At 65.1% G+C, this 22,509-nt stretch carries 23 protein-coding genes; 15 read left to right on the top strand and 8 right to left on the bottom strand.

Features of this window, described 5'->3' with window-relative positions:
* Nucleotides 1-65: 65 nt before the first annotated feature.
* Nucleotides 66-1,583: a sensor domain-containing diguanylate cyclase gene (locus C404_RS32770; RefSeq protein WP_021192916.1), complete on the bottom strand. Its 1,518-nt coding sequence runs from the start codon at nucleotides 1,581-1,583 to the stop codon at nucleotides 66-68.
* 341 nt (nucleotides 1,584-1,924) lie between these two features.
* On the opposite strand from C404_RS32770, the gene C404_RS32765 reads away from it, so the two are divergent.
* From C404_RS32765 to C404_RS32755, 3 genes are all read left to right on the top strand, one after another.
* The gene (locus C404_RS32765; RefSeq protein ID WP_021192915.1) at nucleotides 1,925-2,113 is read left to right on the top strand and encodes a hypothetical protein; all 189 of its coding nucleotides are present in this window, start codon (nucleotides 1,925-1,927) and stop codon (nucleotides 2,111-2,113) included.
* A gap of 363 nt (nucleotides 2,114-2,476) precedes the next feature.
* Nucleotides 2,477-5,143 (top strand): bifunctional lysylphosphatidylglycerol flippase/synthetase MprF, encoded by a 2,667-nt coding sequence (mprF, locus tag C404_RS32760; protein ID WP_021192914.1) that lies wholly within the window; start codon nucleotides 2,477-2,479, stop codon nucleotides 5,141-5,143.
* Nucleotides 5,140-6,927 (top strand): virulence factor, encoded by a 1,788-nt coding sequence (locus C404_RS32755; RefSeq protein WP_031328752.1) that lies wholly within the window; start codon nucleotides 5,140-5,142, stop codon nucleotides 6,925-6,927. Before mprF ends, C404_RS32755 begins: the two co-directional genes overlap by 4 nt.
* Here C404_RS32755 and C404_RS32750 read toward each other — a convergent pair.
* Nucleotides 6,924-7,898, bottom strand: a complete 975-nt coding sequence (locus C404_RS32750) for an AraC family transcriptional regulator (RefSeq protein WP_021192912.1) — start codon at nucleotides 7,896-7,898, stop codon at nucleotides 6,924-6,926. The genes C404_RS32755 and C404_RS32750 overlap by 4 nt on opposite strands.
* A gap of 143 nt (nucleotides 7,899-8,041) precedes the next feature.
* On the opposite strand from C404_RS32750, the gene C404_RS32745 reads away from it, so the two are divergent.
* The 4 genes from C404_RS32745 (at nucleotide 8,042) to C404_RS60380 (ending at nucleotide 10,441) form a co-directional block, all read left to right on the top strand.
* Entirely contained in the window at nucleotides 8,042-8,893 is an 852-nt protein-coding gene (locus tag C404_RS32745; RefSeq protein ID WP_021192911.1) for an NAD(P)H-binding protein, read from the top strand.
* Nucleotides 8,894-9,025: 132 nt separating this feature from the next.
* Nucleotides 9,026-9,442 (top strand): hypothetical protein, encoded by a 417-nt coding sequence (locus C404_RS32740; RefSeq protein ID WP_152524390.1) that lies wholly within the window; start codon nucleotides 9,026-9,028, stop codon nucleotides 9,440-9,442.
* Nucleotides 9,443-9,565, top strand: a complete 123-nt coding sequence (locus C404_RS60830; RefSeq protein ID WP_021192909.1) for a hypothetical protein — start codon at nucleotides 9,443-9,445, stop codon at nucleotides 9,563-9,565.
* 120 nt (nucleotides 9,566-9,685) lie between these two features.
* Nucleotides 9,686-10,441, top strand: a complete 756-nt coding sequence (locus tag C404_RS60380; RefSeq protein WP_021192908.1) for a glycine-rich domain-containing protein — start codon at nucleotides 9,686-9,688, stop codon at nucleotides 10,439-10,441.
* Nucleotides 10,442-10,449: 8 nt separating this feature from the next.
* On the opposite strand, the gene C404_RS32730 is transcribed toward C404_RS60380, so the two are convergent.
* From C404_RS32730 to C404_RS32720, 3 genes are all read right to left on the bottom strand, one after another.
* Nucleotides 10,450-12,162, bottom strand: coding sequence for a SulP family inorganic anion transporter (locus C404_RS32730; RefSeq protein ID WP_031328749.1), 1,713 nt, complete (start codon nucleotides 12,160-12,162; stop codon nucleotides 10,450-10,452).
* Nucleotides 12,163-12,260: 98 nt separating this feature from the next.
* Nucleotides 12,261-12,779, bottom strand: coding sequence for a hypothetical protein (locus tag C404_RS32725; protein ID WP_021192906.1), 519 nt, complete (start codon nucleotides 12,777-12,779; stop codon nucleotides 12,261-12,263).
* Nucleotides 12,780-12,993: 214 nt separating this feature from the next.
* Nucleotides 12,994-13,920 (bottom strand): LysR family transcriptional regulator, encoded by a 927-nt coding sequence (locus tag C404_RS32720; RefSeq protein WP_021192905.1) that lies wholly within the window; start codon nucleotides 13,918-13,920, stop codon nucleotides 12,994-12,996.
* Between the two features lie 112 nt (nucleotides 13,921-14,032).
* Here C404_RS32720 and C404_RS32715 point away from each other — a divergent pair, with 112 nt between their 5' ends.
* From C404_RS32715 to C404_RS32690, 6 genes are all read left to right on the top strand, one after another.
* Nucleotides 14,033-14,782, top strand: coding sequence for an SDR family oxidoreductase (locus tag C404_RS32715; protein ID WP_021192904.1), 750 nt, complete (start codon nucleotides 14,033-14,035; stop codon nucleotides 14,780-14,782).
* Nucleotides 14,783-14,837: 55 nt separating this feature from the next.
* Nucleotides 14,838-15,764: an alpha/beta fold hydrolase gene (locus tag C404_RS32710; RefSeq protein WP_031328748.1), complete on the top strand. Its 927-nt coding sequence runs from the start codon at nucleotides 14,838-14,840 to the stop codon at nucleotides 15,762-15,764.
* A 64-nt stretch (nucleotides 15,765-15,828) separates the two neighbouring features.
* Nucleotides 15,829-16,473 carry a helix-turn-helix transcriptional regulator gene (locus C404_RS32705; RefSeq protein WP_021192902.1) on the top strand — a complete coding sequence of 215 codons (645 nt, stop codon included), beginning with the start codon at nucleotides 15,829-15,831 and terminating at the stop codon, nucleotides 16,471-16,473.
* Between the two features lie 7 nt (nucleotides 16,474-16,480).
* Nucleotides 16,481-17,449 carry a threo-3-hydroxy-L-aspartate ammonia-lyase gene (locus tag C404_RS32700; RefSeq protein ID WP_021192901.1) on the top strand — a complete coding sequence of 323 codons (969 nt, stop codon included), beginning with the start codon at nucleotides 16,481-16,483 and terminating at the stop codon, nucleotides 17,447-17,449.
* Nucleotides 17,446-17,835, top strand: a complete 390-nt coding sequence (locus tag C404_RS32695; RefSeq protein ID WP_021192900.1) for a RidA family protein — start codon at nucleotides 17,446-17,448, stop codon at nucleotides 17,833-17,835. The genes C404_RS32700 and C404_RS32695 overlap by 4 nt, the downstream gene beginning before the upstream one ends.
* Nucleotides 17,836-17,950: 115 nt before the next feature.
* Nucleotides 17,951-18,862, top strand: a complete 912-nt coding sequence (locus C404_RS32690; RefSeq protein WP_021192899.1) for a flagellar brake protein — start codon at nucleotides 17,951-17,953, stop codon at nucleotides 18,860-18,862.
* Nucleotides 18,863-18,869: 7 nt separating this feature from the next.
* Here the strand turns inward: C404_RS32690 and C404_RS32685 are convergent, their stop codons facing one another.
* On the bottom strand, nucleotides 18,870-19,760 hold the full coding sequence (locus C404_RS32685) for a LysR family transcriptional regulator (RefSeq protein ID WP_021192898.1): 891 nt from the start codon (nucleotides 19,758-19,760) through the stop codon (nucleotides 18,870-18,872).
* A 111-nt stretch (nucleotides 19,761-19,871) separates the two neighbouring features.
* On the opposite strand from C404_RS32685, the gene C404_RS32680 reads away from it, so the two are divergent.
* Nucleotides 19,872-20,309, top strand: coding sequence for a multidrug/biocide efflux PACE transporter (locus C404_RS32680; RefSeq protein WP_021192897.1), 438 nt, complete (start codon nucleotides 19,872-19,874; stop codon nucleotides 20,307-20,309).
* Between the two features lie 131 nt (nucleotides 20,310-20,440).
* Nucleotides 20,441-21,079: a helix-turn-helix transcriptional regulator gene (locus C404_RS32675; protein WP_021192896.1), complete on the top strand. Its 639-nt coding sequence runs from the start codon at nucleotides 20,441-20,443 to the stop codon at nucleotides 21,077-21,079.
* Between the two features lie 72 nt (nucleotides 21,080-21,151).
* Here the strand turns inward: C404_RS32675 and C404_RS32670 are convergent, their stop codons facing one another.
* A complete protein-coding gene (locus C404_RS32670) occupies nucleotides 21,152-21,370 on the bottom strand; it encodes a DUF1059 domain-containing protein (protein ID WP_021192895.1) in 219 nt (72 codons plus the stop codon).
* A gap of 139 nt (nucleotides 21,371-21,509) precedes the next feature.
* A complete protein-coding gene (locus tag C404_RS32665; protein ID WP_031328746.1) occupies nucleotides 21,510-22,040 on the bottom strand; it encodes a DUF3455 domain-containing protein in 531 nt (176 codons plus the stop codon).
* Nucleotides 22,041-22,509: the final 469 nt, after the last annotated feature.

Raw genomic sequence — 22,509 nt, 5'->3', positions numbered from 1 at the left:
GCATGCCCCCAAAGTGGGGGGGCCTACGGTACGGGCATCAGCGCCTGCTACGCAAGCGGCTGCGTCTACACCACCGCCAGCTTGGGCCGCTCCTGGCGCGGGATGACCGTGTTGCGCCCGGCGGCCTTGGCTTCGTACAGCCGCCCGTCGGCCAGTCGCAGCAGGTCTTCGGCGGTGTCTTCGGCCGTGACGATGCCCGTGTGCACGGCCACGCCGATGCTCACCGTCAGCTTGCCATGCGCGCTGCCCGCGTTGGGCTCGTCGGCGGCCAGCACGGCGGCGCGGATGTTCTCGGCCACGCGCACCGCGCCGGCCAGATCGGTACTGGGTAGGATGGCGCAGAACTCCTCACCGCCGTAACGGCCGGCAAAATCGCCCGGGCGCTTGATGTTGTCGTTCACGCAGCGCGCGACAGTGCGCAGGGCCGTGTCGCCGGCGGCGTGGCCGTAGCGGTCGTTGAAATGCTTGAACTCGTCCACGTCAATCATCAGCACAGCCAGCGGCATGTGGTTGCGATTGGCGCGGCGCCATTCCACGTCCAGCGTGGCATCCAATGCGCGGCGCGTGCCCAGGCCGGTCAGGCCATCCGTGTTGGCCAGCCACTGCAGTTGCTGCTCCATTTCCAGCCGCTTGCGCAACTGCTTGGCAAACAAGACCGACAGTGTCATGAACACCGCATCGAGCAGCAGCACGATGCTGCCGATCACCCATGCGCGCTGCCGCCATTCGGCGTAGATGTCTTCGGTGGCCAAGCCCACCGCCACGATCAGCGGGTGCTCGCCGATATGGCGGAAGCTGAACAGACGCTCGATGCCGTCAGTCGCGGCCATCTCCACGTAAGACCCTTCGGGCGACAGCAGGCGCCGCTGGAAGGCCGGGCTATCGGCCAGGCTGCGGCCGATGAGTGTTTCGTTGTAAGGGCGGCGCATGAGCAGCGTGCCGTCGGAGCGTACCAGCGTCACGGTGGCGCGCGGCCCGAGGTTGAGGCCGTCAAAGAGCCGCCGGAAGTAGTTCAGCCGCAGCGTGCCGACCACGATGCCCTTGAATTCGCCATGCGGCCCGTTCAGGCGCCGGCTCAGTCCCAGTGATGCATCGACGCCGTTGATGCGCGGCTTGAATGGCTCGCTGATATACAGGCCGACATCCGGGGAGCCCTGATGCACCTGAAAGTAATCGCGGTCGCCCACATGGATATGCCGCGGCGGTACCGCGTGCGAATCGATGATGACGTCGCCCGCCGGGTTGGCCACCAGCAGCGAGCCCAGGTCCTGCGCGTTGGTTGAGCGGTCGAACAGCACCAGCTGCCGGATGTCCTGGGGCAGGGCAACGATCTTCGGGTCCCGCATGCCGTCGATCACGGCCTGCAGCGACAGGTCGTACACCTCGATGTTGCGGGCGATGTCGCGCTGCAGGATCAGCGAGAGGTTGTCGGCGGCGTCGCGGGCACGTGCCAGCGCATCGACGCGCATTTCCCACAGCGACAGGGCTGTGAGCGCGGCCAGCAGCAGCGACAGCGCCGAGGCACCGATGATCAGCAGGGGAGGGTGCCGCAAGAGGGCGCCGATGGTGCGCTGGAGAGGCATGCGCGTGAGGTGAAAACAGTCAATGTGGAGGGTTTGAAAAGGTTGTCTTGATTGTGTACCGGACTCCACCTGGCTACGCAATATCGCCTAGAGCGTTTGTCGGGTTTGCAATCGTTTGCGCGGCCGCGGCGACGCAGCAGTTGTCGTATTGATGTCGCGACCGGGTCCGCCACTTGCTGAGCATCCCCTGAGTATCGTGCACGTCGCGCCCGACTGTGCACGGTCCAGCGACACATGCCCGTGCCACGCTGCACAGCCGCCTTTGCTGGTTGCCGATCGCCCACCGCTGATTGCCGGTTGCCCGGATTGTCTATGCTGGGTGAGCCCTCTTGGAGAACGCCATGCCAGATGACCGTGTCTCGTCCGCCCCTGTGCCCGCCAACCCGCATCCGCCTGTGCCCGACTCGCACGAGGAGGCCCTGCTGGACGAGGGCCTGGAGGAGACATTTCCCGCCAGTGACCCGGTTTCCATCGACACCGGCAAGCCGGATGTGACACCAAAAGCGCCGGGGAGCGCGCCCGCGCCGTAAAATATGTGTTTGCGTGTCAACGAAACGGCGGTTTTGTCCGTGTTACGTGGCATCAGAAACAATCGTGCGAATTCAGCGCGCGCATTGCAGGAGCAATCGGCAGAGCAACCGGTGCGCCGGTCGGACGCTGTTCCGGCCCGGACGACAACACGCCAGCACCGGCAAGTCGGGGTCAATTCATGATGTCGATGCCGCACATGTGGCAGCCGGGTGCTTTGCTCGCCACCGTCTCCCGTCTGCGCGCCTTGGGATTCGCTATAGGCACATCGCCGGCGCTCGTATTCCGTCTATCAGGTTGGGATCCGGCGCCGCCTGACCCAAACCAGCCAAACCAGCCCAGCCAGCAGGATCTCGTTTCACACCATGCCTGACGCCGCGTCCCACGACGCCAGTCCCAAACCTCACCGATCGCCGGTCAAGCAGGCTGCGCCCGCGCCTGCTGAAACTGCGGTTGCTTCCCGCCCTGATGCCGATACCGGTCGTGGTTTTGGCCTGGGCAACTGGACCGTGCTCGGCATCGTGCTGATCGTCGGCGCGCTGGTGTTCGACAGCCTGTACGCGTTGCTCGACCACGTGCACTACGCCGATATGGTTGCCGCGTTGCATGCCACGCCGCGCTCGCACGTGTGGCTGGCGATTCTGGCCACCGTGCTCAGCTATGTCGCCCTCACGGGCTACGACGCCTCCGGTCTGCGCTATGCCGGTGCGCAGGTGGCGCCCGGCACGGTCGCCACGACGTCCTTCATCGCTTATGCGCTGGGCAACACCGTTGGCCTGGGTTCACTGACAGCCGGGGCGGTGCGCACGCGCCTGTACACCGCGGCCGGCCTGGACGCAGCGCGGGTGACCGAGGCGGTCGCCTTTGATGCGAGCGCGCTGGGCGTGTCCACCACGGCTTTCGGCGCGATCGGGTTGCTGTGGGGCGCCTCTCATATTGCCGGCATCACGCACCTACCGGCAGCGTTGCTGGAAGCGGTTGCGCTGCTCGTGCTGGCGGGCGTGTTTGCGCTGCTGGCGCTGTGCATGCGCCAGCGCCACGTCACGTTGTTCGGCCGGTGGGAGATCCGCCCGCCGCCGCCGGCGCTGGCGGCGCGCCAGTTCGTGATTTCAGCGGCAGACCTGAGTGCGGCGGCCGCTGCGTTGTGGGTGCTCATGCCGGCGGGTGCCGTTGACTTGCCTACTTTCGTCGCCTTTTACGCACTGGCTGTCACGCTGGGCGTGCTGAGTCAGAGCCCGGGCGGCCTGGGCGTGTTCGAGGCGGTCATCCTGCTGGGCTGCAGTGGTCAGGCGCCACCGGCCGAGGTGTTCGCCGCGTTGCTCCTCTACCGCGCTATTTACTTTCTGCTGCCGTTGATCGTGGCTGCAGCCATGCTGGGCGTGTTCGAGTTGCGCTCGGGGGCGGGGGCGCCCTTTGCTGCCCCATTCGGTCGCGCGGCAGTCAAACTGTCGCCCGGTTTGCTGGCTGCGCTGACCATGGTGGCGGGTGTGATGCTGCTCGTCTCCGGCGTCACCCCCGCCACGGATGAAGCGGAAGACCTGCTGCGTATGCATGTGCCGCTGTTTGTGGTGGAAGCGTCGCACATGATCGGCAGTGTGGCGGGGCTCATCATGCTGTTTGTCGCACGCGGACTGCTGCACCGGCTGGATGCCGCATGGTGGGCGGCGCTGGTGCTGTCGCTGCTCACGGGCGTGCTGGCGCTGCCCAAGGGCATTGCGGTGTCGGAGATGGTGGTGCTGGTCACGCTGGCGGTGCTGCTGATCATCTCGCGCCGGCAGTTTGATCGGCCGTCGTCGCTGTTCTCGCAGCGGCTGGAGGTGGGTTGGCTGGCTGCCATGGCGTGCGTGTTTGCCGCCTGCGTGTGGATCCTCTTCTTCGCCTATCGCGAGGTGGCTTACGCCAACCAACTCTGGTGGCAGTTCACCTTTGATGGCGATGCGCCGCGCTCCATTCGCGCGCTGATGGCGGTGGCGGTCACGGGCCTCGGCTTCGGTATGTGGCAGCTCTTTCGCCGCGAGCCCGGCGAGACCATTTGCCCGAGCACGGAAGAACTGGCCCGCGCCGCAGAGATCATCCGCAAGCAACCTGCCGCAGACGCCGCGCTGGCGCTGATGGGTGACAAGAGCCTGCTGTTCTCGCCGTCGGGCAACGCGTTCATCATGTATGCCAAGCAAGGGCGCTCGTGGGTGGCGCTGGGCGACCCGGTGGGCGCGCAGCAGGAGTGGCCCGAACTGATCTGGCGGTTTATCGAGATGGCCGACGCGCACGGTGGCCGCGCGGCGTTTTACAAGACGCGCCCGCAAACGCTGCCGCTGTATCTCGATGCCGGCCTGCGTGCCTACAAGCTGGGTGAAGAGGCTTATGTGTCGCTGCCCGAGTTCAGCCTCAAGGGCTCGCGCCGCGCCAACCTGCGTCATGGCGTGACGCGCGGTGAGCGTGAAGGGCTGTCGTTCGAGATCGTGCCGGCTGAAGGGGTACCGGCGGTGCTGGAGGAGTTGCGCGCCATCTCCGATGAGTGGCTGCACAACCAGAACGCGCGCGAGAAAGGTTTCTCGCTCGGCGCGTTTGAAGACCGCTATGTGCTCAGCCAACCGGTGGCCATCGTGCGGCGCGAAGGCGCCATCCTCGCGTTTGCCACGCTGATGTGCCCCGATGTGCTGCGCATTGAAGCGAGCGTCGACCTGATGCGCCAGCGCGGCACTGTGCCGCCGGGCACCATGGACTTCCTCTTCGGCAAGCTGATCCTGCACTTCCAGGCCGAGGGCTATCAGCGCTTTGGCCTGGGAATGGCGCCGATGTCGGGCATGGTCGAGCATGAGCTTGCGCCGCGCTGGCACCGCTTCGGACGGATGATGTTCCGCCACGGCGCGCGCTTCTACAATTTCCGTGGGCTGCGCAGTTTCAAGGACAAATTCGAGCCGGTGTGGGAACCCCGCTACCTGCTCGCGCGCGGCGGGTTGGCGCCGCTATTCACATTGACAGACGTTGCCGCACTGATCGGCGGCGGGCTGAAGGGAGTGATCTCCAAATGAGTTGGCAAGTACCGCGCACGCAAGAGGCGCGGCATCGGGGAGTGCGACGTATCGGACAGTACGTGGTGGCAGTGGCCGCCACGGCAGTCGTGTGCTGGCTGACGACATCGCCGGCCGTGGCTGCGGATGCGCCTGCGGCAGCTTCGGCGCCTAAGCCCACGCCGGTGCAAGGGCCGGTGCTGGTGCCGCAGGTGGGCATGACGGGTGCCAGTGGCGTGACAGCCGCGCCGCCGCAAGGTGACATGCCGCCGCGTCTGCAGATGAGCGCCGCCGCCGTGACCGCCAACAAGGCAGCCAACGGCGGCGTGCTGTCGCTGCCCGTGGTGGCGCCGGCTACACCAGCTGCCGCGCCGGGTGCCGTCGAGTTCGTCACGCACGGGCGTTTTCGTGATGTGCCGGTCTACAAGCCGAAGGGCGAAATCCGCTCTGTCGTGCTGATGCTCTCGGGCGACCAGGGCTGGACGCCCGCCACCTCGCGCATGGCGCAGAGCCTGGCGGAGCAGGGCGCGCTGGTGGCCGGCCTCTCCACGCCCGCACTGTTTTCAAGCCTTGAGGCAGATCTGGGCGACTGCGCCTTCCCCGACGGTGACCTGGAGAACTTCAGCCGCTTCCTGCAAGCCTACGAGAAGGTGCCGGGCTACTACCCGCCCATCCTCGTGGGTGACAACGAGGGGGGCGCACTTGCCTACGCGATGATTGCGCAGGCACGCCCGAACATCTTTGCCGCAGCCATGTCGATGGAGTTCTGCCCGGTGCTGGAGCTGCGCAAGCCGCTGTGCAAGGGCGAGGGCGTGCACTTCAGCCGCCGCCAGAGCGAGAGCCGCACCACGGCAAAACGTACTAAGCCACCGGAGAACGCAGGCGTGGTGCTGCTGCCGGCCACGAAGCTGTCGGCGCCGTGGGTGGCGCTGCAGTCGGGCACGCTCACGCCATTTGCGCGTCGGTCGGGTCCGCTGTGCGAGGCACGCGCCACGCAAGCCTTCATCGATACGATTTCTGGTGCGCAGTCGGTTGCGCTGCCCGCTGTGCAAACGGCTGCGCCGAGTGGGGCCAACGTGCCCCCCGTGACGGCAAGCGAGCCGTTCAAGGCCGCCTTCGCCAAGCTGAACGCGCAGCGCAAACCGCCGCCCCCGCCGCCGCCTGCAGCCGTGTCGGATCTGCCGATCATCGAAGTGGCTGCGCAGCCCGGCACATCGTCGGAGCTGTTCGCGATCCTGCTGTCGGGTGACGGCGGCTGGGCCGGGCTCGACAAGGAGGTGGCGGCCGCGTTGTCCAAGTCCGGCGTGCCTGTGGTCGGCATCGATTCGCTGCGCTACTTCTGGACCCCGCGCACACCGGCCTCGGCTGCGGCCGACATGGACCGCCTGGTGCGCTTCTACGCCGCGCGCTGGAAGAAAAGCAAGGCGCTGCTGATCGGCTATTCGCAGGGTGCGGATGTGCTGCCCTTCATCGTCAACCGGTTGCCTGCCGCATCGCGCGAGCATGTGGCATTGGCCGTGATGATGGGCCTGGGCAAGCGTGCCGACTTCGAGTTTCACATGACCAACTGGGTGTCGAGCAGTGCGTCGGGCCTGCTGATCCTGCCCGAAGTGCAAAAGCTGCCGGCCGGCCTGGGGATGTGCATCTACGGCAAGGAAGAGAAGGACACCAACTGCCCTGGTCTGGACCCGAAGCAAGTCCAGCTCGTGAAGCTGCCCGGCGGGCATCACTTCGATGGCGACTACGCCAAGCTGGCACGCATCATTCTGGAAGGTGCGCGCGCACCCGGCGCGGCTGTGCGCTAGGCCATCGCTTCCGGGGGCGTGCTACGTCGTGCGGCCCCGGGCGTCACCCCATTGAACCGTTTGAACGCCCGGCTGAACGCCGCCTCCGATTGGTAACCCAGCCGGCTGGCGGCCTCGGCCAGCGGCAGGCGGTCTTCCTGCAGCCAGCCCAGCGCAATCTGCATGCGCCAGCGTGCAACGTACTGCATGGCCGGCTCGCCTACCAACCGTGTGAAGCGTGCGGCAAATGCCGAGCGGGACATCGCGGCCGCTTCGGCCAGCGCACCGAGGGTCCACTCCCGCGCGGGCTCACGATGGATCAATGCCATCGCGCGGCCAATCTGCTTGTCCTGCAATGCGCCCACCCAACCGCTGCGTGCAGCCGGATCGCGTTCAATCCAATCGCGAATGGCGAGGATGACGAGAATGTCCGCCAGCCGCGTCACCATGGTTTCGCCGCCGGGTTGAGGCATGCGGGCCTCGGCGGCCATGAAGCGCAGGGTTTGCTCGATCCATTGCGCGTGTGGTGATTGCCGGCTGTCAATGCACAGCGCCGCCGGCAGCAGTGCCGCCAGCCGTTGCGCGGCCGGGTGGCCGAAGCGCACAGCGGCGCAGATCATCTGTGCGGGCTCGCCGCTGCCGCCGTGGCGCAGCACTTCATAACGCTCGCTCATCAACTCGCGCGGCAGATCGAACAGGCCCGCACACGCCACACCCGGCTGGCTGGTCAGTCGGTGCCCGGTGCCACGCGGCACGATGGCCAAGTCGCCGGGGGAGAGCGCGCGTGCCGGCTCACCATCCACCTCCAGCCAGGCACGGCCGCTGGCCACCACGTGCAGCATCATGCAGTCGGGCATGGGCGGCAGCGCCAGCCCCCATGGCGCGGAGAACTCCGAGCGGCAATAGAACACGCCGCTCATGCGCAGAAAGTGCAGTGCTTCGCCCAGCGGGTCGATGTGGGTCCAGGGAGGTGGCGTGTTTGTCGAAGTCATGGCGACATCCTGAGCAACAACGTGCCGATTGTGCGCTGATCTGGACGATTGAGCATGAACCACGGACGCCCGGTCACACCTGAAACGGGCCCGTTTTCCATACTGGAGGCGTTTTCCACCCCAACGCTTTCAGGAGTTTCACCATGCAGATCGTCCAGGCTTTCCCCATCTCCTCCGTCCTCGTTCTGGGCGCCACCGGCAAGACGGGTGCGCGCGTCGCACAGGGTTTGCGTGCGCACGGCGTGACTGTGCGTGAGGGCTCGCGCAATGCCAACCCGGCCTTTGACTGGGAGGCCCCGACCACCTGGCCCGCAGCATTGGCCGGCATGGACGGCGTCTACATTACCTACCAACCCGACCTGGCCGCGCCGGGCGCCGAGGCAGTTATCCACGCCTTCGTAGTGGCGGCCAAGGCAGCCGGCGTGCGCCATCTCGTGCTGCTCTCCGGCCGTGGCGAGCCTGCTGCGCAGCGCTGCGAAGCCATCGTGCAGAAGAGCGGCCTTGCGTGGACGTTGCTGCGCGCCAGCTGGTTCAACCAGAACTTCAGTGAAGGCCATTTGCTGGAACCCGTGCTGGCCGGTGTGATTGCGCTGCCAGGCGGCAACGTCGCCGAACCGTTTGTTGATGCTGGCGATCTGGCTGATGCCGCCATCGCCGCCTTTACCGACGCGCGCCATATCGGTCAGTTGTACGAGATGACCGGCCCGCGCGCGCTGACCTTTGCCGAAGTGGCTGACACCCTGAGCGACGCGCTCGGCCGCGACATCCACTATCAGCCGATGGAGACGGATGCATACGTGGAGATGCTCTCCGACTATGTGCCGCGCGAGTTTGCGGTGTTTCTCGGTGGGCTGTTTGCCGAAGTGCTCGATGGCCGGAACGTGCAGGTGGCCGATGGCGTGCAGCGCGCGCTGGGCCGGGCGCCGCGGGATTTTGTGGACTATGTGCGGGAGGTGGTCAAGACGGGCGTTTGGGATGTGGCAGAGGCAATCTGATAGTCGTGGCACTGGATGCGTGTGGCACCCGTGCTGTCACATCTGCAAAGAGGGGTATTGGTCGGGCTGTTTCCGGTCACGTCGACTACTGATGTGGTGATATAGCATATGTGTATTTGGTCGATTTGATGGGTGCAGTGGCACGATCCTGTTTCAATAGTGCCTGGAAAATGGCGTCGTCATTATGGTGACATGAAAATAAATGATTTAATTATTGATATTTTATCGTTTTCATTCTCGCCCGAAATTAGGGAGATTGAAATTCGGTTTGATGATCAAATTGTAGTAATTCGCGAGGAGAAGTTGCCAGGATCGGATATTTGGATTGTTCCAAGTGCGAACTTGGAAGCTGTCCTGTCAGAGAGATTTCTGCCTTTTTACTCTATGTTCTTTGGGATGCTCTTGGCAGCGCTGCACGAGAATAAAACCCAGGTTCCGATTTTCGGAATTGTATTGAAAGACGTGGAGATGGCGTTCGAGGATCCGGATGCGAGACAAGGGTTTGTTAATTGTATTGCGTCCGGAATCTACCCTTCGAAAGGACAATAAATGAACGAGATCAGCGTTGATCCCAATCTCGTCGACCTGTTTGTCGGTATGCCGATCCACAAGCCGGCTACGTTCCACACGGCTGGCGTGACGGGCGGGTTTCAGCTGATCTATCAGTACTAGTTGCGCGTGCTGCCAAATACCGCCGACCAAGACCCCGCGGGCGTTACGGACGCATAACGTTGCGGGCCACGACGGCGCGGCATAATGACCGCGCCTATTAGCGCGATTCGGGGGGATCGGATGGCAGCACTCCAAACCGGGGTCATTGTGGTCGGCCTGGTTGCCACGCTGGCCGCACTTTCAGTGCGAGGGCGCTTCAAGAGCGAACAGCGTGAAGTGTTCATCCAGAACTACCGCTGGCCGCCAGGCCTGCTGGAGCGCTTTGCCGAAAAGCATCCCGATCTGACCCCTGCCCAGCGCGAGCAGGTCGTGCGCGGGTTGCGGCAGTTCTTCCTGGTCCACCTGCGCAGTGATTGCGACTATGTGTCGATGCCCTCGCGCGTGGTTGACGACCTGTGGCACGAGTTCATCCTCTACACACGCGAGTACCGCGATTTCTGCCGGCGCGCATTCGGCAAGTTTCTGCACCACTTGCCCTCCGCCGCACTCTCGCCGTTGCGCAAGCGTTCCAACGTCGGGCTGCGCCGCACGTGGTGGTGGGCTTGCCGGGAGGAGTCGATCAACCCGCGCAATCCCGATCGGCTGCCGCTGCTGTTTGCCATCGACCACCAACTCGCCATTCCCAACGGCTTTTACTACGTGCCGGATTGCGCCGCCATCCTGCCCGGTGGCGAGGTCATGCAATGCGGCGCCGATTTTGCCAGTCGCCGCATTGACGGCACCATCGAGGGCTTTGGCAGAAAGCGCGACGGTGGCTGTGGTGCCAGCAGTGGTTGCGCCGGCAGTGGAGGCGATGGCAGCGGTTGCGGCGGCGACGGTGGTGGTTGTGGAGGCGACGGCGGTGGGTGTGGCGGTGGCGGCGGTGGTGGCGACTGAGTCCGCTGTCAGCGGCTGGTGCCGTTCTCCGTCAACGACTGCACACACTCATCCACGCTCAGTTCATGCAGCATCTCGGGCCGCAGCGTGTCGTCCGTGGCACGTTGCAACACCGTCAGCGCACGCGGCTTGAGCCGTACGAACATCAACTGCAAACCACGCGCCGCACATTCCGCCGCAAAGATGCGCAGCGCCTCGATGGCGGAGCCATCCACGTCGGGCGTTTCTTCCAGGCTCAGCATGACGGTGCGCAGCGGTGGTTGCTGCGGGGCTTGCAGCAGCGCGCGCACCTTGCCCAGCACACGTTCGGTGTTGGCGAAGAACAGTGGCACTTCCGGCCGCACGATCAGCACGCCGGGCAGCGGTTTGGCATCGGGGTGCAACGACACGTCCACAAAGTCATGGCTGTCGCGCAGACGGCCGAGCAGGCTGACGGTCGGCTCGGAGAGTTTGCGCAGCGTCAGCAGCAGGCTGACGCCAATTGCGGCCAGCAGCCCGTGCAGCACGCCCAGCACCAGCACGGCGAGCAGCGCGGCAATCACCACGAGCCGATCCCGGTGCCACGACCAGTACGGCTTGAACACGCTCGGGTGCAGCGAGTGGCTGACCGCAAAGATCACGATGGCCGCCAGCACCGGCTCGGGAATACGCGCCAGTTGCGGCAGGAACAGCCAGACGATCAGCGCCACCACCACCGCTGCGCACAGCCCGGCCAGGCGTGACTGCGCGCCTGCGGCCTCGTTGGCAGAGGTGGCGGAGTAACCCGCGCCCACCGGCATGCCGTGCAGTAGGCCCGAGAGCAGGTTGGCGCAACCCAGCGCGATGAGGTCTCGGTTGGCGGAGATGCCATCCCCATGTTTGAGCGCGAAGTTGCGGATGGACCCATACGACTCGGCGTACAGAATCAGCATGAGCGCGAAGCCGAGTTCGATGCTCTGCATCCACTCCGCACGGCCAAGATCCGGCACGCCGAAGCTGATGTTTTGCAAGTCGATATGACCGACCACGGCAATGCCATACGCATGCCAGTCGAGCCAGTAGCCCGCCGCAATGGCCAGCACGATGACGACGAGCGTGGCCGGAATGCGGCCCCCCCAGCGCCCGAGGCCAAACAGCAAGGCAAGCGCCACGGCACCCAACGTCGTGCTGTAGGGGTTGGCGCTGGCTGCGCCGCTGAGCAGGTCTAGCGCAACGCGCGGCGTGTCGCTGTGGTGGACCGCCACGTCGAGAATCTTCGGCAACTGCTTGATGGCAATCGTCAGCGCCAGCCCGAAGGTGAAGCCGCGCAGCACCGGCCGCGCGATGAAATCCGACATACCGCCCAGCCGCCCCACGCCTGCGAGGATGAACAGCAAGCCTGTGGCAATGATGAGCGCCGACGCCAGCGTGAGCGCCGTGCCTGCGTTGCCGGGTTCCGAGAGCACCGTCGCAAACAGCACCGCTGCCGACGACGATGTGGCCGACACAATCGCAAAGCGGCTCGACCCGACCAGCGCATACACCACCAGCCCTGATAGCAGTGCGATCAACCCGGCCTGCGGCGGCAGGCTGGCAATCCCTGCATACGCAACGGCTTCGGGCAGCAGCAGGCCCGCGATCGAGAACCCCGCAATCACGTCACGCAACACGCGTTGCTGCGCAGGCAGGGGCGGTGTGCTCAATGGCGCGTAGTGGTCGGGGCGCTGGAGGGCGGCGGAAGGATGTTCGTAGCGGGGGGGCATGCGGTGCAACGGTGAGGCAGAAAAGGAATACGCCGCAACCCAAGTGGGCCGCGGCGTGCGGGGCGCGCTCTAGACGTTCCGAGCGCGACGGGTTCGGCTTACTTGGTACAGGCCTTGCCGTGGCTTGCGTGCAGGCCCTGGGCCTTGGCATCGGCCTCGGTCATGTACGAACCTTGCTTGGTCTTGCCGTAGTAGCGGTCGCCCGGGCAGTGGTAGACCTTGGTGCTGGTATTGGCCCACACCTTGTCGGGGCCGCCGCCGGGGGCGACAGCGCCGGCTGCTGCTGCCGGCTTGGCAGCGGCTGCGGGGGCAGTAGCGGGTGCGGCCGGCGCAGCAGGTGTGGCCGGGGCGGCTGCGGCGGGCGCGGCGGCCATCGGTGCTGCAGCGGCTGGTGCAGCAGCGGAAGCGCCTGCAGCGCTGGCCTTCTTGTCTACGCCGCCGTGGCCATGGCAAGCCCCCTTGAGCGTTGCACCGGAATAAGGCGTGCCGTCCTTGCAGACCGCGTGGACAGCGGCGGGTGCTGCGGCAGGTGCCGTGGCTGGCGCGGCAGTGCCCTGCGCAAACGCCGAGCCCATCATCAGCGCGCCCATCGAAAACATCAACGCAGACAGTTTCATAACGAGACCCTCAACGAGGCACGGAGATACGTGCGTGACCGATTAACGCCGGGGTAATGCTTGCGTTGACCAAACCGAGGGTTTGTCTGAGGGAAAATGCCCCGGTGTTGATCATTCCGCAACAGTTGGCGGCCTGTGGATGGTGCGCCGGTTTTGTGCGATGCGGCGTCGGCGCCATCCCAGCATAGGCGAGATCACTCGGCAGGGCGAATCTTCAGGCGAAGGCGTCGATGCCTTGCACGAGGCGTTTTGCCAGGCGCGGTTGACGCAATTGCTCGAGCCACCACTGGAGCGCCCGGCCTTCGCCAAGTCCGTCGCCGCTGCGCCAGCCGACGTAGAGCAGATTGGGCTCGCGCGGGTCGGTGGTGCGTTTCTCCACCAGCTCGCCGCGTGCAAGCAGCGACGTCACCCGATGTTTCGGCAGCCAGCCCACACCCAGGCCGTCGCGCTGCGCGAGCGTCTTGGCGTGCATGCTCGGCACGGCCAGCGTGGGTTGTCCGCTGAGCATGCCGTAGGCGCGGCCCGCGGTTGTTCGTGCGGAATCGGCCACCACCACGCCGCGGTGCCGGGCGATTTCTTCGCGCGTGAGCGGCGCCTGGATGGCCGCCAGCGGATGTCGCGGTGACACGGCAAACACCCACTCCACCACGCCCAGCTCAAACCACCCCAGGTTGGGGATGGCCGGCGGCTCGTTGGTCGCCCCGATGACCAGATCGGCACGGCCATCGCGCAGGGCTTCCCACGTGCCCGCCAGCACCTCATGCGTCACACGCAATGCCACGCCTGATTGCAGCGCATCAAACGCATGCATGACCGGCATGAGCGATTCGAACTCCAGCAGCTCGTCGGTCACGATCCAGAGCCGGTCTTCCCAGCCGTTGGCCACCTGCCGCACGCGCTGCGTGATGCGCGACACGTCCTGCGCCAGTCGCGCCGCTTCTTCGGTCAGGAGCAGCCCGGCGCGCGTGAGCTGTAGCCGGTAGCGGCGCCGATCAAACAGCAGGGCGTCGAAACGCTGCTCCAGCTGCCGCGCCGCATACGACACGGTCGATGGCGCCTTGCCCAGTTGCGCCGCCGCGCGCGACAGGCTGCCGGTCTGGCGGATGGCCTCCAGCAGGGCCAATTCTTCGTCCGTCAACATGTGCAACTCCTTCGAACGTGTTCATCGTTTGGATCGTATGGCAAACCGCCTGCCCGCGTCCACACTGCAGTCACGCGATTGTTCAAGTTCAACTTTCCTACTGGAGGACATCATGAATCGCTTCGAAGGCAAGACCGTTCTGGTCACTGGCGGCAACAGCGGTATTGGCCTGGCAGCCGCCCAGGCATTTGTGCAGGAAGGCGCCCGCGTGGTCATCACGGGTCGTGACGCGGCGGCGCTGGAAACGGCACGCGCCACGCTTGGCAACAAGGCGATTGCCATCCGCAATGAAACCGGCACCGTGGCTGCGGCACGCGAACTGACGCGCCAACTGCAGGAAGCCGGCGTGCGCCTGGACGCCGTGTTCATCAATGCCGGTATGGCCAAGTTTGCGGCCGTGGCAGACGTGGAGGAGGCCATGTGGGACGCCACCTTCAACGCCAACGTGAAGGGCGCGTTCTTCCAGATTCAGGCGCTGCTGCCCATCCTGAATCCGGGCACCTCGATCGTGCTGAACGGCTCGATCAACGCACGCATCGGCATGCCGAATTCGTCGGTGTATGCGGCGAGCAAGGCGGCGTTGATCTCGCTGGCCAAGACGCTGTCGGGTGAGCTGCTCAGCTCGGGCATCCGCGTGAACGTGGTCAGCCCCGGCCCGGTCAGTACGCCCATCTACGGCAAGCTCGGCCTGGATGCGGACACGCTGTCGGCCACGGCAGCGCAGATCCAGAGCCAGATCCCGCTGGGCCGCTTTGGCCAGCCGGCAGAGATTGCCGCCACGGTGCTGCATCTGTCGGCGCCCGAGTCGGCGTTCATCGTTGGCACGGAAATCATTGCCGACGGCGGCATGAGCCAGCTCTAAACCCATCCCCTTGTTCCTGCGGGCCGCACTGATGCGGCCCGCGCTGGAGACCACCATGAAGATTCTTCCTACTCTGGCGCGCCACCTGGGTGCCGCGCTGATCGGTCTGGCTGCGCTGCAGGCGCAGGCCGCCCCTGCCGTGCAGGACCGCATCGTCGATGCCGCCGGCCTGCAGATCCATACGCTGCAAGCCGGTAGCGGCCCAGAAACCCCGGTCGTGCTGCTGCATGGCTATACCGAGACCAGCCATATGTGGCTGCCGCTGATTCCGCGCCTGGCCGATCGCCGCGTGGTGCTGGCGCCAGACCTGCCGGGTGCCGGCACGTCGTCGATTCCCGCCTCGGGCTTCGACAAGAAGACGCTCGCGCAGGACATCCACGCCATGGTGCAGGCCATGGGCTATCGCAAGGTCAAGCTGGTCGGCCACGACATCGGCCTGATGGTGGCGTACGCCTACGCCGCGCAGTACCCCGATGAAGTGGAAAGCATCACCCTCATGGACGCCTTCCTGCCCGGCGTGGGTGACTGGACGAAGGTCTGGCTGTTGCGCGACCTGTGGCACTTCCACTTCTACGGCGATACGCCGCTCAAGCTGGTGCAGGGCCGCGAGCGCATCTACTTCGAGCACTTCTGGAACGACTTTGCCGCCGATCCGAAGCACTCGGTGCCCGAGGCGGACCGTCAGTTCTATGCGCGCACTTACGGCCAACCGGGCCGCATGGCTGCCGGGTTTGAGTACTTCCACGCCTTCCCGCAGGATGCGGAGGACTTTGCCGGCTTTGCCAAGACGCCGCTCAAGATGCCGATGCTCGTGCTGGCCGGTGAACGGGCGTCTGGCGCGTTCCTGATCGAACAGGCCAAGCTGGTGGCGACCAACGTCAACAGTGTGACGATGAAGGGTTCCGGCCACTGGCTGATGGAAGAAGCGCCTGAGGCGACCATGAACGAACTGGTGCGCTTCATCAACGCGTCCGCCCAGTAACCGAAGGGTTGAGTAGGCCACATGGTGTTGACGAAATGTCATTTATTGACGTATCGTCATCGCCATGACACACGCTGAAGAAAACCACCTTCTGCTGCGCGAAGGCCGCAAGATCGTCGAGGCGCTGGGCAAGACCCTGGCGCCGCTGGTCGAGGTTGTGCTGCACGACCTGACCGACCCCGATCATTCCGTTGTCGCCATCGCCAACAACCTCTCGGGCCGCCAGGTGGGCGATGCCGTGACCGAGCTGGGCTTGGCGCGCATGGCCGACCCGGACTTCCCTGAAGTCATTGAAAACTACGCCAACCGGTTTCCCGACGGGCGGCCCGCCAAGAGCACGTCCATCGGCCTGAAGAACAGCCGTGGCGACTACGTGGCCGCCATCTGTCTGAACATGGATGTGTCGATGCTCGGCGCCGTGACGGCGGGGCTCACCCAGTTGATGCGCGTTGATGTGGCGGCACCGCCGGTGCCCGAATCGCTCACCTCCCGCCGTGTGGAAGACGTGCGCGCCGCACTCGAACGCTTTGCTGCCGCACGCAACACCACGCCCATGGCCATGACGCTGGACCAGCGCCGCGAAGCCATGCGTGAGCTGGAAGCCAGCGGCCTGCTGAACCTGCGCCGCGCGCTGTCGGAAGTTGCGCAAACGCTGGGCGTGGCGCGCTCCACCGTCTACACCTACCTTCCCGAAAATTCTCCAAACTGAGCCCGCCATGAGCCTGCCCATCTCCTACGACGACGTTGTTGCCGCCCATGCCCGCCTGCAAGGCGTAGCCCACAAGACGCCCGTGCTGACGTCCGCCACCGCCAACGCCATGACCGGCGCCGAACTGTTCTTCAAGGCCGAGACCTTCCAGCGCATGGGCGCGTTCAAGTTTCGCGGCGCGTACAACGCGCTGTCGCAGTTCACGCCGGCGCAGCGTAAGGCGGGTGTGATCACGTTCTCGTCGGGCAACCATGCGCAGGCGATTGCACTGTCGGCGCGGCTGCTCGGCATGCGTGCCGTCATCGTCATGCCCAAGGACGCACCGATCATCAAGGTGGAAGCCACGCGTGGCTACGGCGGCGAGGTGGTGTTTTTCGACCGCTACACCGAAGATCGCGAAGCCATCGGGCGCAAGCTGGCCGAAGAACAGGGCCTGACGCTGATCCCTCCGTACGACCATCCACACGTGATGGCCGGGCAGGGCACGGCCGCTAAGGAACTGATCGAAGAGGCTGGACCGTTCGACGTGGTGCTGGCGCCGCTGGGCGGTGGCGGACTGCTCTCGGGTACGGCTACGGCAGTGCGCGCGCTGAACCCCGCGTGCAAGATCGTCGGCGTGGAGCCCGAGGCCGGCAACGACGGCCAGCAGAGCTTCCGCAAGGGCGAGATCGTCCACATTGATACGCCCAAGACGTTGGCCGATGGCGCGCAGACACAGCATCTGGGCAACTACACGTTTGCCGTGATCCGCGAGCTGGTGGACGACATCATCACTGTGAGCGATGCCGAACTGGTGAGCACCATGCAGTTTTTCGCTAGCCGCATGAAGGCGGTGGTCGAGCCCACGGGCTGCCTGGCGGCGGCTGCCGTGCTGAATGGCAAGGTGGACGTGCGTGGCAAGCGTGTCGGCGTGATCCTGTCGGGCGGCAATGTGGATCTGCAGTTGTTCGCCAAGCTGGTATTGGGTGCCGCATGAGCGAAGCTCGCTACCTGAACGCGCCCGATTTGCGCCCGCCCGCCGGGCATTACTCGCACGCGGTTTGCGCCAACGGCTTCGTATTCGTGGCTGGGCAGATTCCGGTCACGCCCACTGGTGACAAGCTGGTCGATGCGCCGTTCGAGGTGCAGGTGCGGCAAGTCCTCTCCAATCTGGATGCGGTGCTTGCCGCTGCCGGCACCGACCGTTCACGCCTGGTGCAGGTGCGCGTGTACGTGACCGATATGGAGACGCACTGGCCCGCGTTCGACGCGCTGTATCGCGCATGGATCGGGGAGCTGCGCCCCGCGCGTGCCGTGGTGCCGGTGCCGACGCTGCACTACGGCCTGGCCGTCGAGATCGAGGCAACCGCGCTGGCCGGTTGACGCAAACGCTTGGCGTTGATGTGTGTCAGGCAGGAAGCAGGGCGCGGTGGTTGATCTCCGCGCATTTGCCATCCATTGTTGCAAAATGGTCGACATACCTGCCAAGGCACGAGCCTTGGACAAGACCCTGACGAACACGCCCCCAACGCCAGCCATGACCCAGCCTACGCGGCAACTCACGCAGGAAGATGTACCGATCGGCCAACCACTGCCGTTTGCACTGGCAGACAGCGGGGGCAGGCTGCTGCTGCCGGCTGGGGTGGTGGTGCCCGATGCGGAAGACGCGCGACTGCTGTTCCACCACGGTCCGGTGATGGCTTCTGATCAGCCCGGCGCGGCCGCAGTGGCTCCATCCGTTGATGCCACCGAGGGCAAGCCGCGCCTGGGTGCGACCGGCCTGACGATTGGTACGGTATTGCAGGTTCAGGAAAAATCGGCCCCGGTGCGGGGCCCGTTGCCGTGCCGCTTGATCGGCTATATCGAGGGCGAGGCGCTGTTCATTACGCAGCCCACCGATGCCAAGCGCACGCTGCGCCCCGAAGTGCGTGACGTGCTGCTGTTGCGCGGATTCTCCGGCCGCGCGGTCGTCAGCATGCTATGCAGCGTGGTGGCGTCAGGACAGTTTCCCTCACCCTACATCGTCCTTGCGATGCCCACCAAGGTACATAAGGTGCCGCTGCGCAAGGCAAAGCGGGTGCAGGTCCGCATCGGCGCCACGATGCGCGCGGAGGGGCAAACGGCAACGGCGGCCGATCGCGTCGTCATCATCCGGGACATTTGCTTGAACGGTGCCCTGGTACAGAGCGTGGGCGCAACGTGTCAGCCGGGCGATCGGCTGATCCTGGATTTCAGCGCCTATGTCGACGGCCAGCAAGAAGATTTCTCGATCACGGGGCGTGTTGCCAGCGGCTCGCCGGCGCTCGGTGCGCGCGCGTCTGCGTTTCCGTCGTTCGGCGTGGAGTTCTCGCTCTCGAAAGAACAGACGGCACGGCTCTCGCGCCTGATCATCGAGCGGCTGGACGAGTAAGCCCCGCCTACGCCGTTTCCGCCAGCATCGTTTCCAGCAGCCACGCACCGGCCTGGCCGAGCGTGCGTTTGCGTGACCACACCACATCGACCGGCACATGCCGGGGCCAGCCGCGCGCGCACACTTCATGCAGGCGATCCGCGGCGAAATGGTCGACCAGCCAGCGCGGCAGCTCTGTCCAGCCGAAGCCCAGCACCGCCATTTCCAGCAGCATCAGGTAGCTCGGCGCAGACCACCGGCGCAGGCTGCGCACGGGCGTGGTCTCTGCGCGCGGCCCCACCGGATCGACAAAGGTGTTCAGGCGCAGTTCACGCGCCTCGCGCAGCACCGCGTGCGGTACTTCCGCGTCACCGTATTGCGCAAACGGATGCTGCCGCCCGACGAACAGGCCGATCTCCGACTGCTCGGCAATGGTGGCCGCGCCAATGTCGGGCGGATAGGTCGGTTGTGTTGCCACCAGCCCCAGTTGCGCACGGCCCTGCTGGATGATGTCGAGCACGTCTTCGTACTCGGCGATCAGGCATTCGAGTTCCAGGTCGGGAAACCGCTGCTCAAGCGCGGCAAGGGTCTGCTCGTAGCGGTCGGACTGGTACGTGTCGGACACCACCAGGGTGAGGCGCGCCTCCAGGCCGCCGGCCATCTGCGCGGCCAGGCGGTCCATCTGCTCACCGGCTTCGAGCACGCGGCGCACCTGCGTGAGCATGGCGCGGCCCGCTTCGGTGAGGGTCGGCTGGCGCGTGCTGCGGTCGAACAGCGTCAGGCCGAGGTCGATTTCCAGGTTGCCGATCGCCTCGCTGATGGTCGATTGCCGTTTGCCCAGTTTGCGCGCCGCCGCCGAGAACGAACCGAGCGTGGCGGCCTCCGCAAAGGCCAGCAGCGCTTCAGGGGAGTGACGCATGGTTGGCTCCAGATGACGGTATCCGCTCAATATATCGGAAAAACCGATGCTATCGAACTGGATAAACCGGCTTCCACCGATGAAAATTGCGCCCATTCATCGGAGTCCTTCATGCAAGTCCCAGCCAAAACCCCTGTTGAGCGCGTCTTCCACGCGCTGAGCTTCGAGCTTCTCGCCACCATCATCTGCGCGCCGCTGTTTAGCTGGCTGATGGGCGTGCCGCTTGCACACATGGGTGCGCTCACGCTCATGTTTGCCGGCGTGGCGATGGTGTGGAACATGGTCTTCAACGCGCTCTTCGAGCGCGTGGAGCATCGCTACAAGCTCTCGCGCACCTTGGCCGTGCGCGTGGTGCACGCCTGCCTATTCGAAGGCGGTCTGGTCGTGATGCTGGTGCCGCTGGGCGCGTGGTGGCTGAACGTGAGCCTGTGGGAAGCCTTCGTGATCGACATCGGCATCATGCTGTTTTTCCTGCCGTACACGTTCTTCTTCAACCTTGCGTACGACCACCTGCGGGCCCGGTGGATGGCGCGCCGTGCGCTGGCCTGAGATTCCGGCCTAGGGCAAACGACGCAGCGCGCTGTCGGGTGCGCTTTCTATAATGAAATCCTTTTCCGAAAAGGGTCTATCGGGGCGTATCAGTTGCGAGCCCCGATGCCTGCTATGCCCGGATTTCATCCATGCCGCGTTTTGCCGCCATGCCCTCCCATGCCTCGGCAACCGTGCTGCGCCGGTGTTACGAAGCGGCGTGCGCGGGTGATGCCGTGGGCATCATGAACGTGCTGCGCGATGTCTGCAGCGCGGATCATGCTGCGGCCATGGTCCGCTGGCGGGTAGATGGTCGCCTGCATTGGGCGGCCTCAGGCGGTGCGCACACAGCGGATTTGCTATTACATGCGGCACGCTGCGACGGGGTGGATGCCTGGCCGCTGGCCGATGCGGAGGTGCGTGGTGCGGTATGGCTGGACTATCGCGTGCGCGGCGTGCCGCTGTTGGCCAAGCGTTCTGCGCCGCGGGATCTGCTGCCGCATCTTGCGCAGGCGTTGCCGCTTTGCTGGCAACGCATTGCCGCCCGCGCCGGCATCGCGCCTGCGCAATCCCCCAGCCTGTGGCTGACCGACGCGTTTCGGCTGACCCCGCGTGAAGCGGACGTGGCGGATCTGCTCGCGCGTGGTGCGGACCCGGCATGCATTGCGCGCACGCTGGGTATTTCGCTCGACACGGTGCGCACGCACCTCAAGCACGTCTACCGCAAGACCAATACACATAGCCAGTGCGATGTGGTGCGGTTGATGCTGGCGTCATCTGCGCATCGCTAGGCAGACCTTTGCGCGGCAGCGCAACACACACCTGCATCGGCTGCAACGCATCCGGAATGGGCTGCACCTGTATCACGCGGTTGCCATTGGCGGCCGCTCAGTGGTGGGGCTGCCATCCTTGAAGAGGGTTTGCAGTTGCGCGCGCAGCTCGGGCGAGTCGGTGTGCTTGTGTACGGACACAGCGTGCTGCACGGCGGCCTCCAGCAACTCGGCATCGCTGTCGGCGCTGATGGCGACCGAGCAGTTGTTCTCGCTGGGGAAGGCACGGCAGTCAATGTAGCGGCGGCCCATGATGGAGCTCCTGAAACGACAACAGCGTGACGCGGCAGGGCGCCGGTCGCGCGTGTCTTCGTTATAGGTCTGCCCCAGGGATGCGGCGTCACCCATGCAGGGTACCGTGCGTATGGCGCGTATGGCGCCGATGGTGATGTCAGTCGAGGAAGACGTACTGCGCCAGGTACGGGCTGCGGCCTTCCTGGCCTTCTTCCGTGCAGGGTTGTGCAGGCGCGATGCCGCCGTGTGTCTGCAGCCGCTGCACATAGTGCACGGTACTCAATAGCCCTGCGCCGCCAACGTTGGTCGCTTGCAGTAAGAGCAGCGGAATAGCGCCGGCTTCTGCCGTGTTGGCAGCCTGCTGCATGACCTTGCCCGTGATCTTGCTGCCGTCCGGTGCTTCCCAGCTCGGGCCGGCGGCATGCTTGATGACCAGTTTGCCGGACGCGTCATACAGATCCGCCAGCGGTGCCTTGAATGCCCATGCGAGCGGCTTGTCGCCGTCGCGCTTGCAGACGTAGATCTGCACACCGGTTGCCGACAGGCTGGCGATGGTGCGGTGTGCGCCGGCGGGTTGAAGCGTGTCGGGTACAGTTTGCGCGACGGCTATTTGCGCGGCGCTGAATGTCAGAGCAAGCGTGATGCTGTAAGCCAAGGGGCGGAACAATGTGCGAGCAATATTAGGCATGATCTTCCTTTGACAAGAGCGACAGGCAGGATTTAGCTCGGCTTCGGGTTTTCGTGTTGCTGAGACGGAAGCCTAATCGCAAGGCCATACGTGAACGGTTTCGTTGTTCTTCCGTAAGAGCGCTGAGCGCAGTACACCGTTGGCTTGCATCTGGAAGAACAGCGCAAAGTAAGCTGCCTCGAGTGCGGGCCACGATTCGTACTCCCTAGGCGTGTCGTGGGCATGTGGGCTGTTGCACCAGAGATCACCTTTCGCGTGGCCGGCGAACATGGGTCGATCGGACCAGTTACCAACCAGCGGCGCCTTCCATGCGGAGCCATGTGAGGATGTCAGCAGAGGGCCAGAAGTGTCCTCTGGTGTGAAGGTATGAAGTTCTCGATCAGGCCCCTCAACATACAGCCGACCGCAGCTTTCGCATTGATAGCACGCGCGTGTGAGTGTCCGATCGATCTGTGCGCAATCAACTACG

Source organism: Ralstonia sp. AU12-08, from assembly GCF_000442475.1.
GTDB classification, from domain to species: domain Bacteria; phylum Pseudomonadota; class Gammaproteobacteria; order Burkholderiales; family Burkholderiaceae; genus Ralstonia; species Ralstonia insidiosa.
This window is presented reverse-complemented; position numbering and strand designations above follow the sequence as displayed.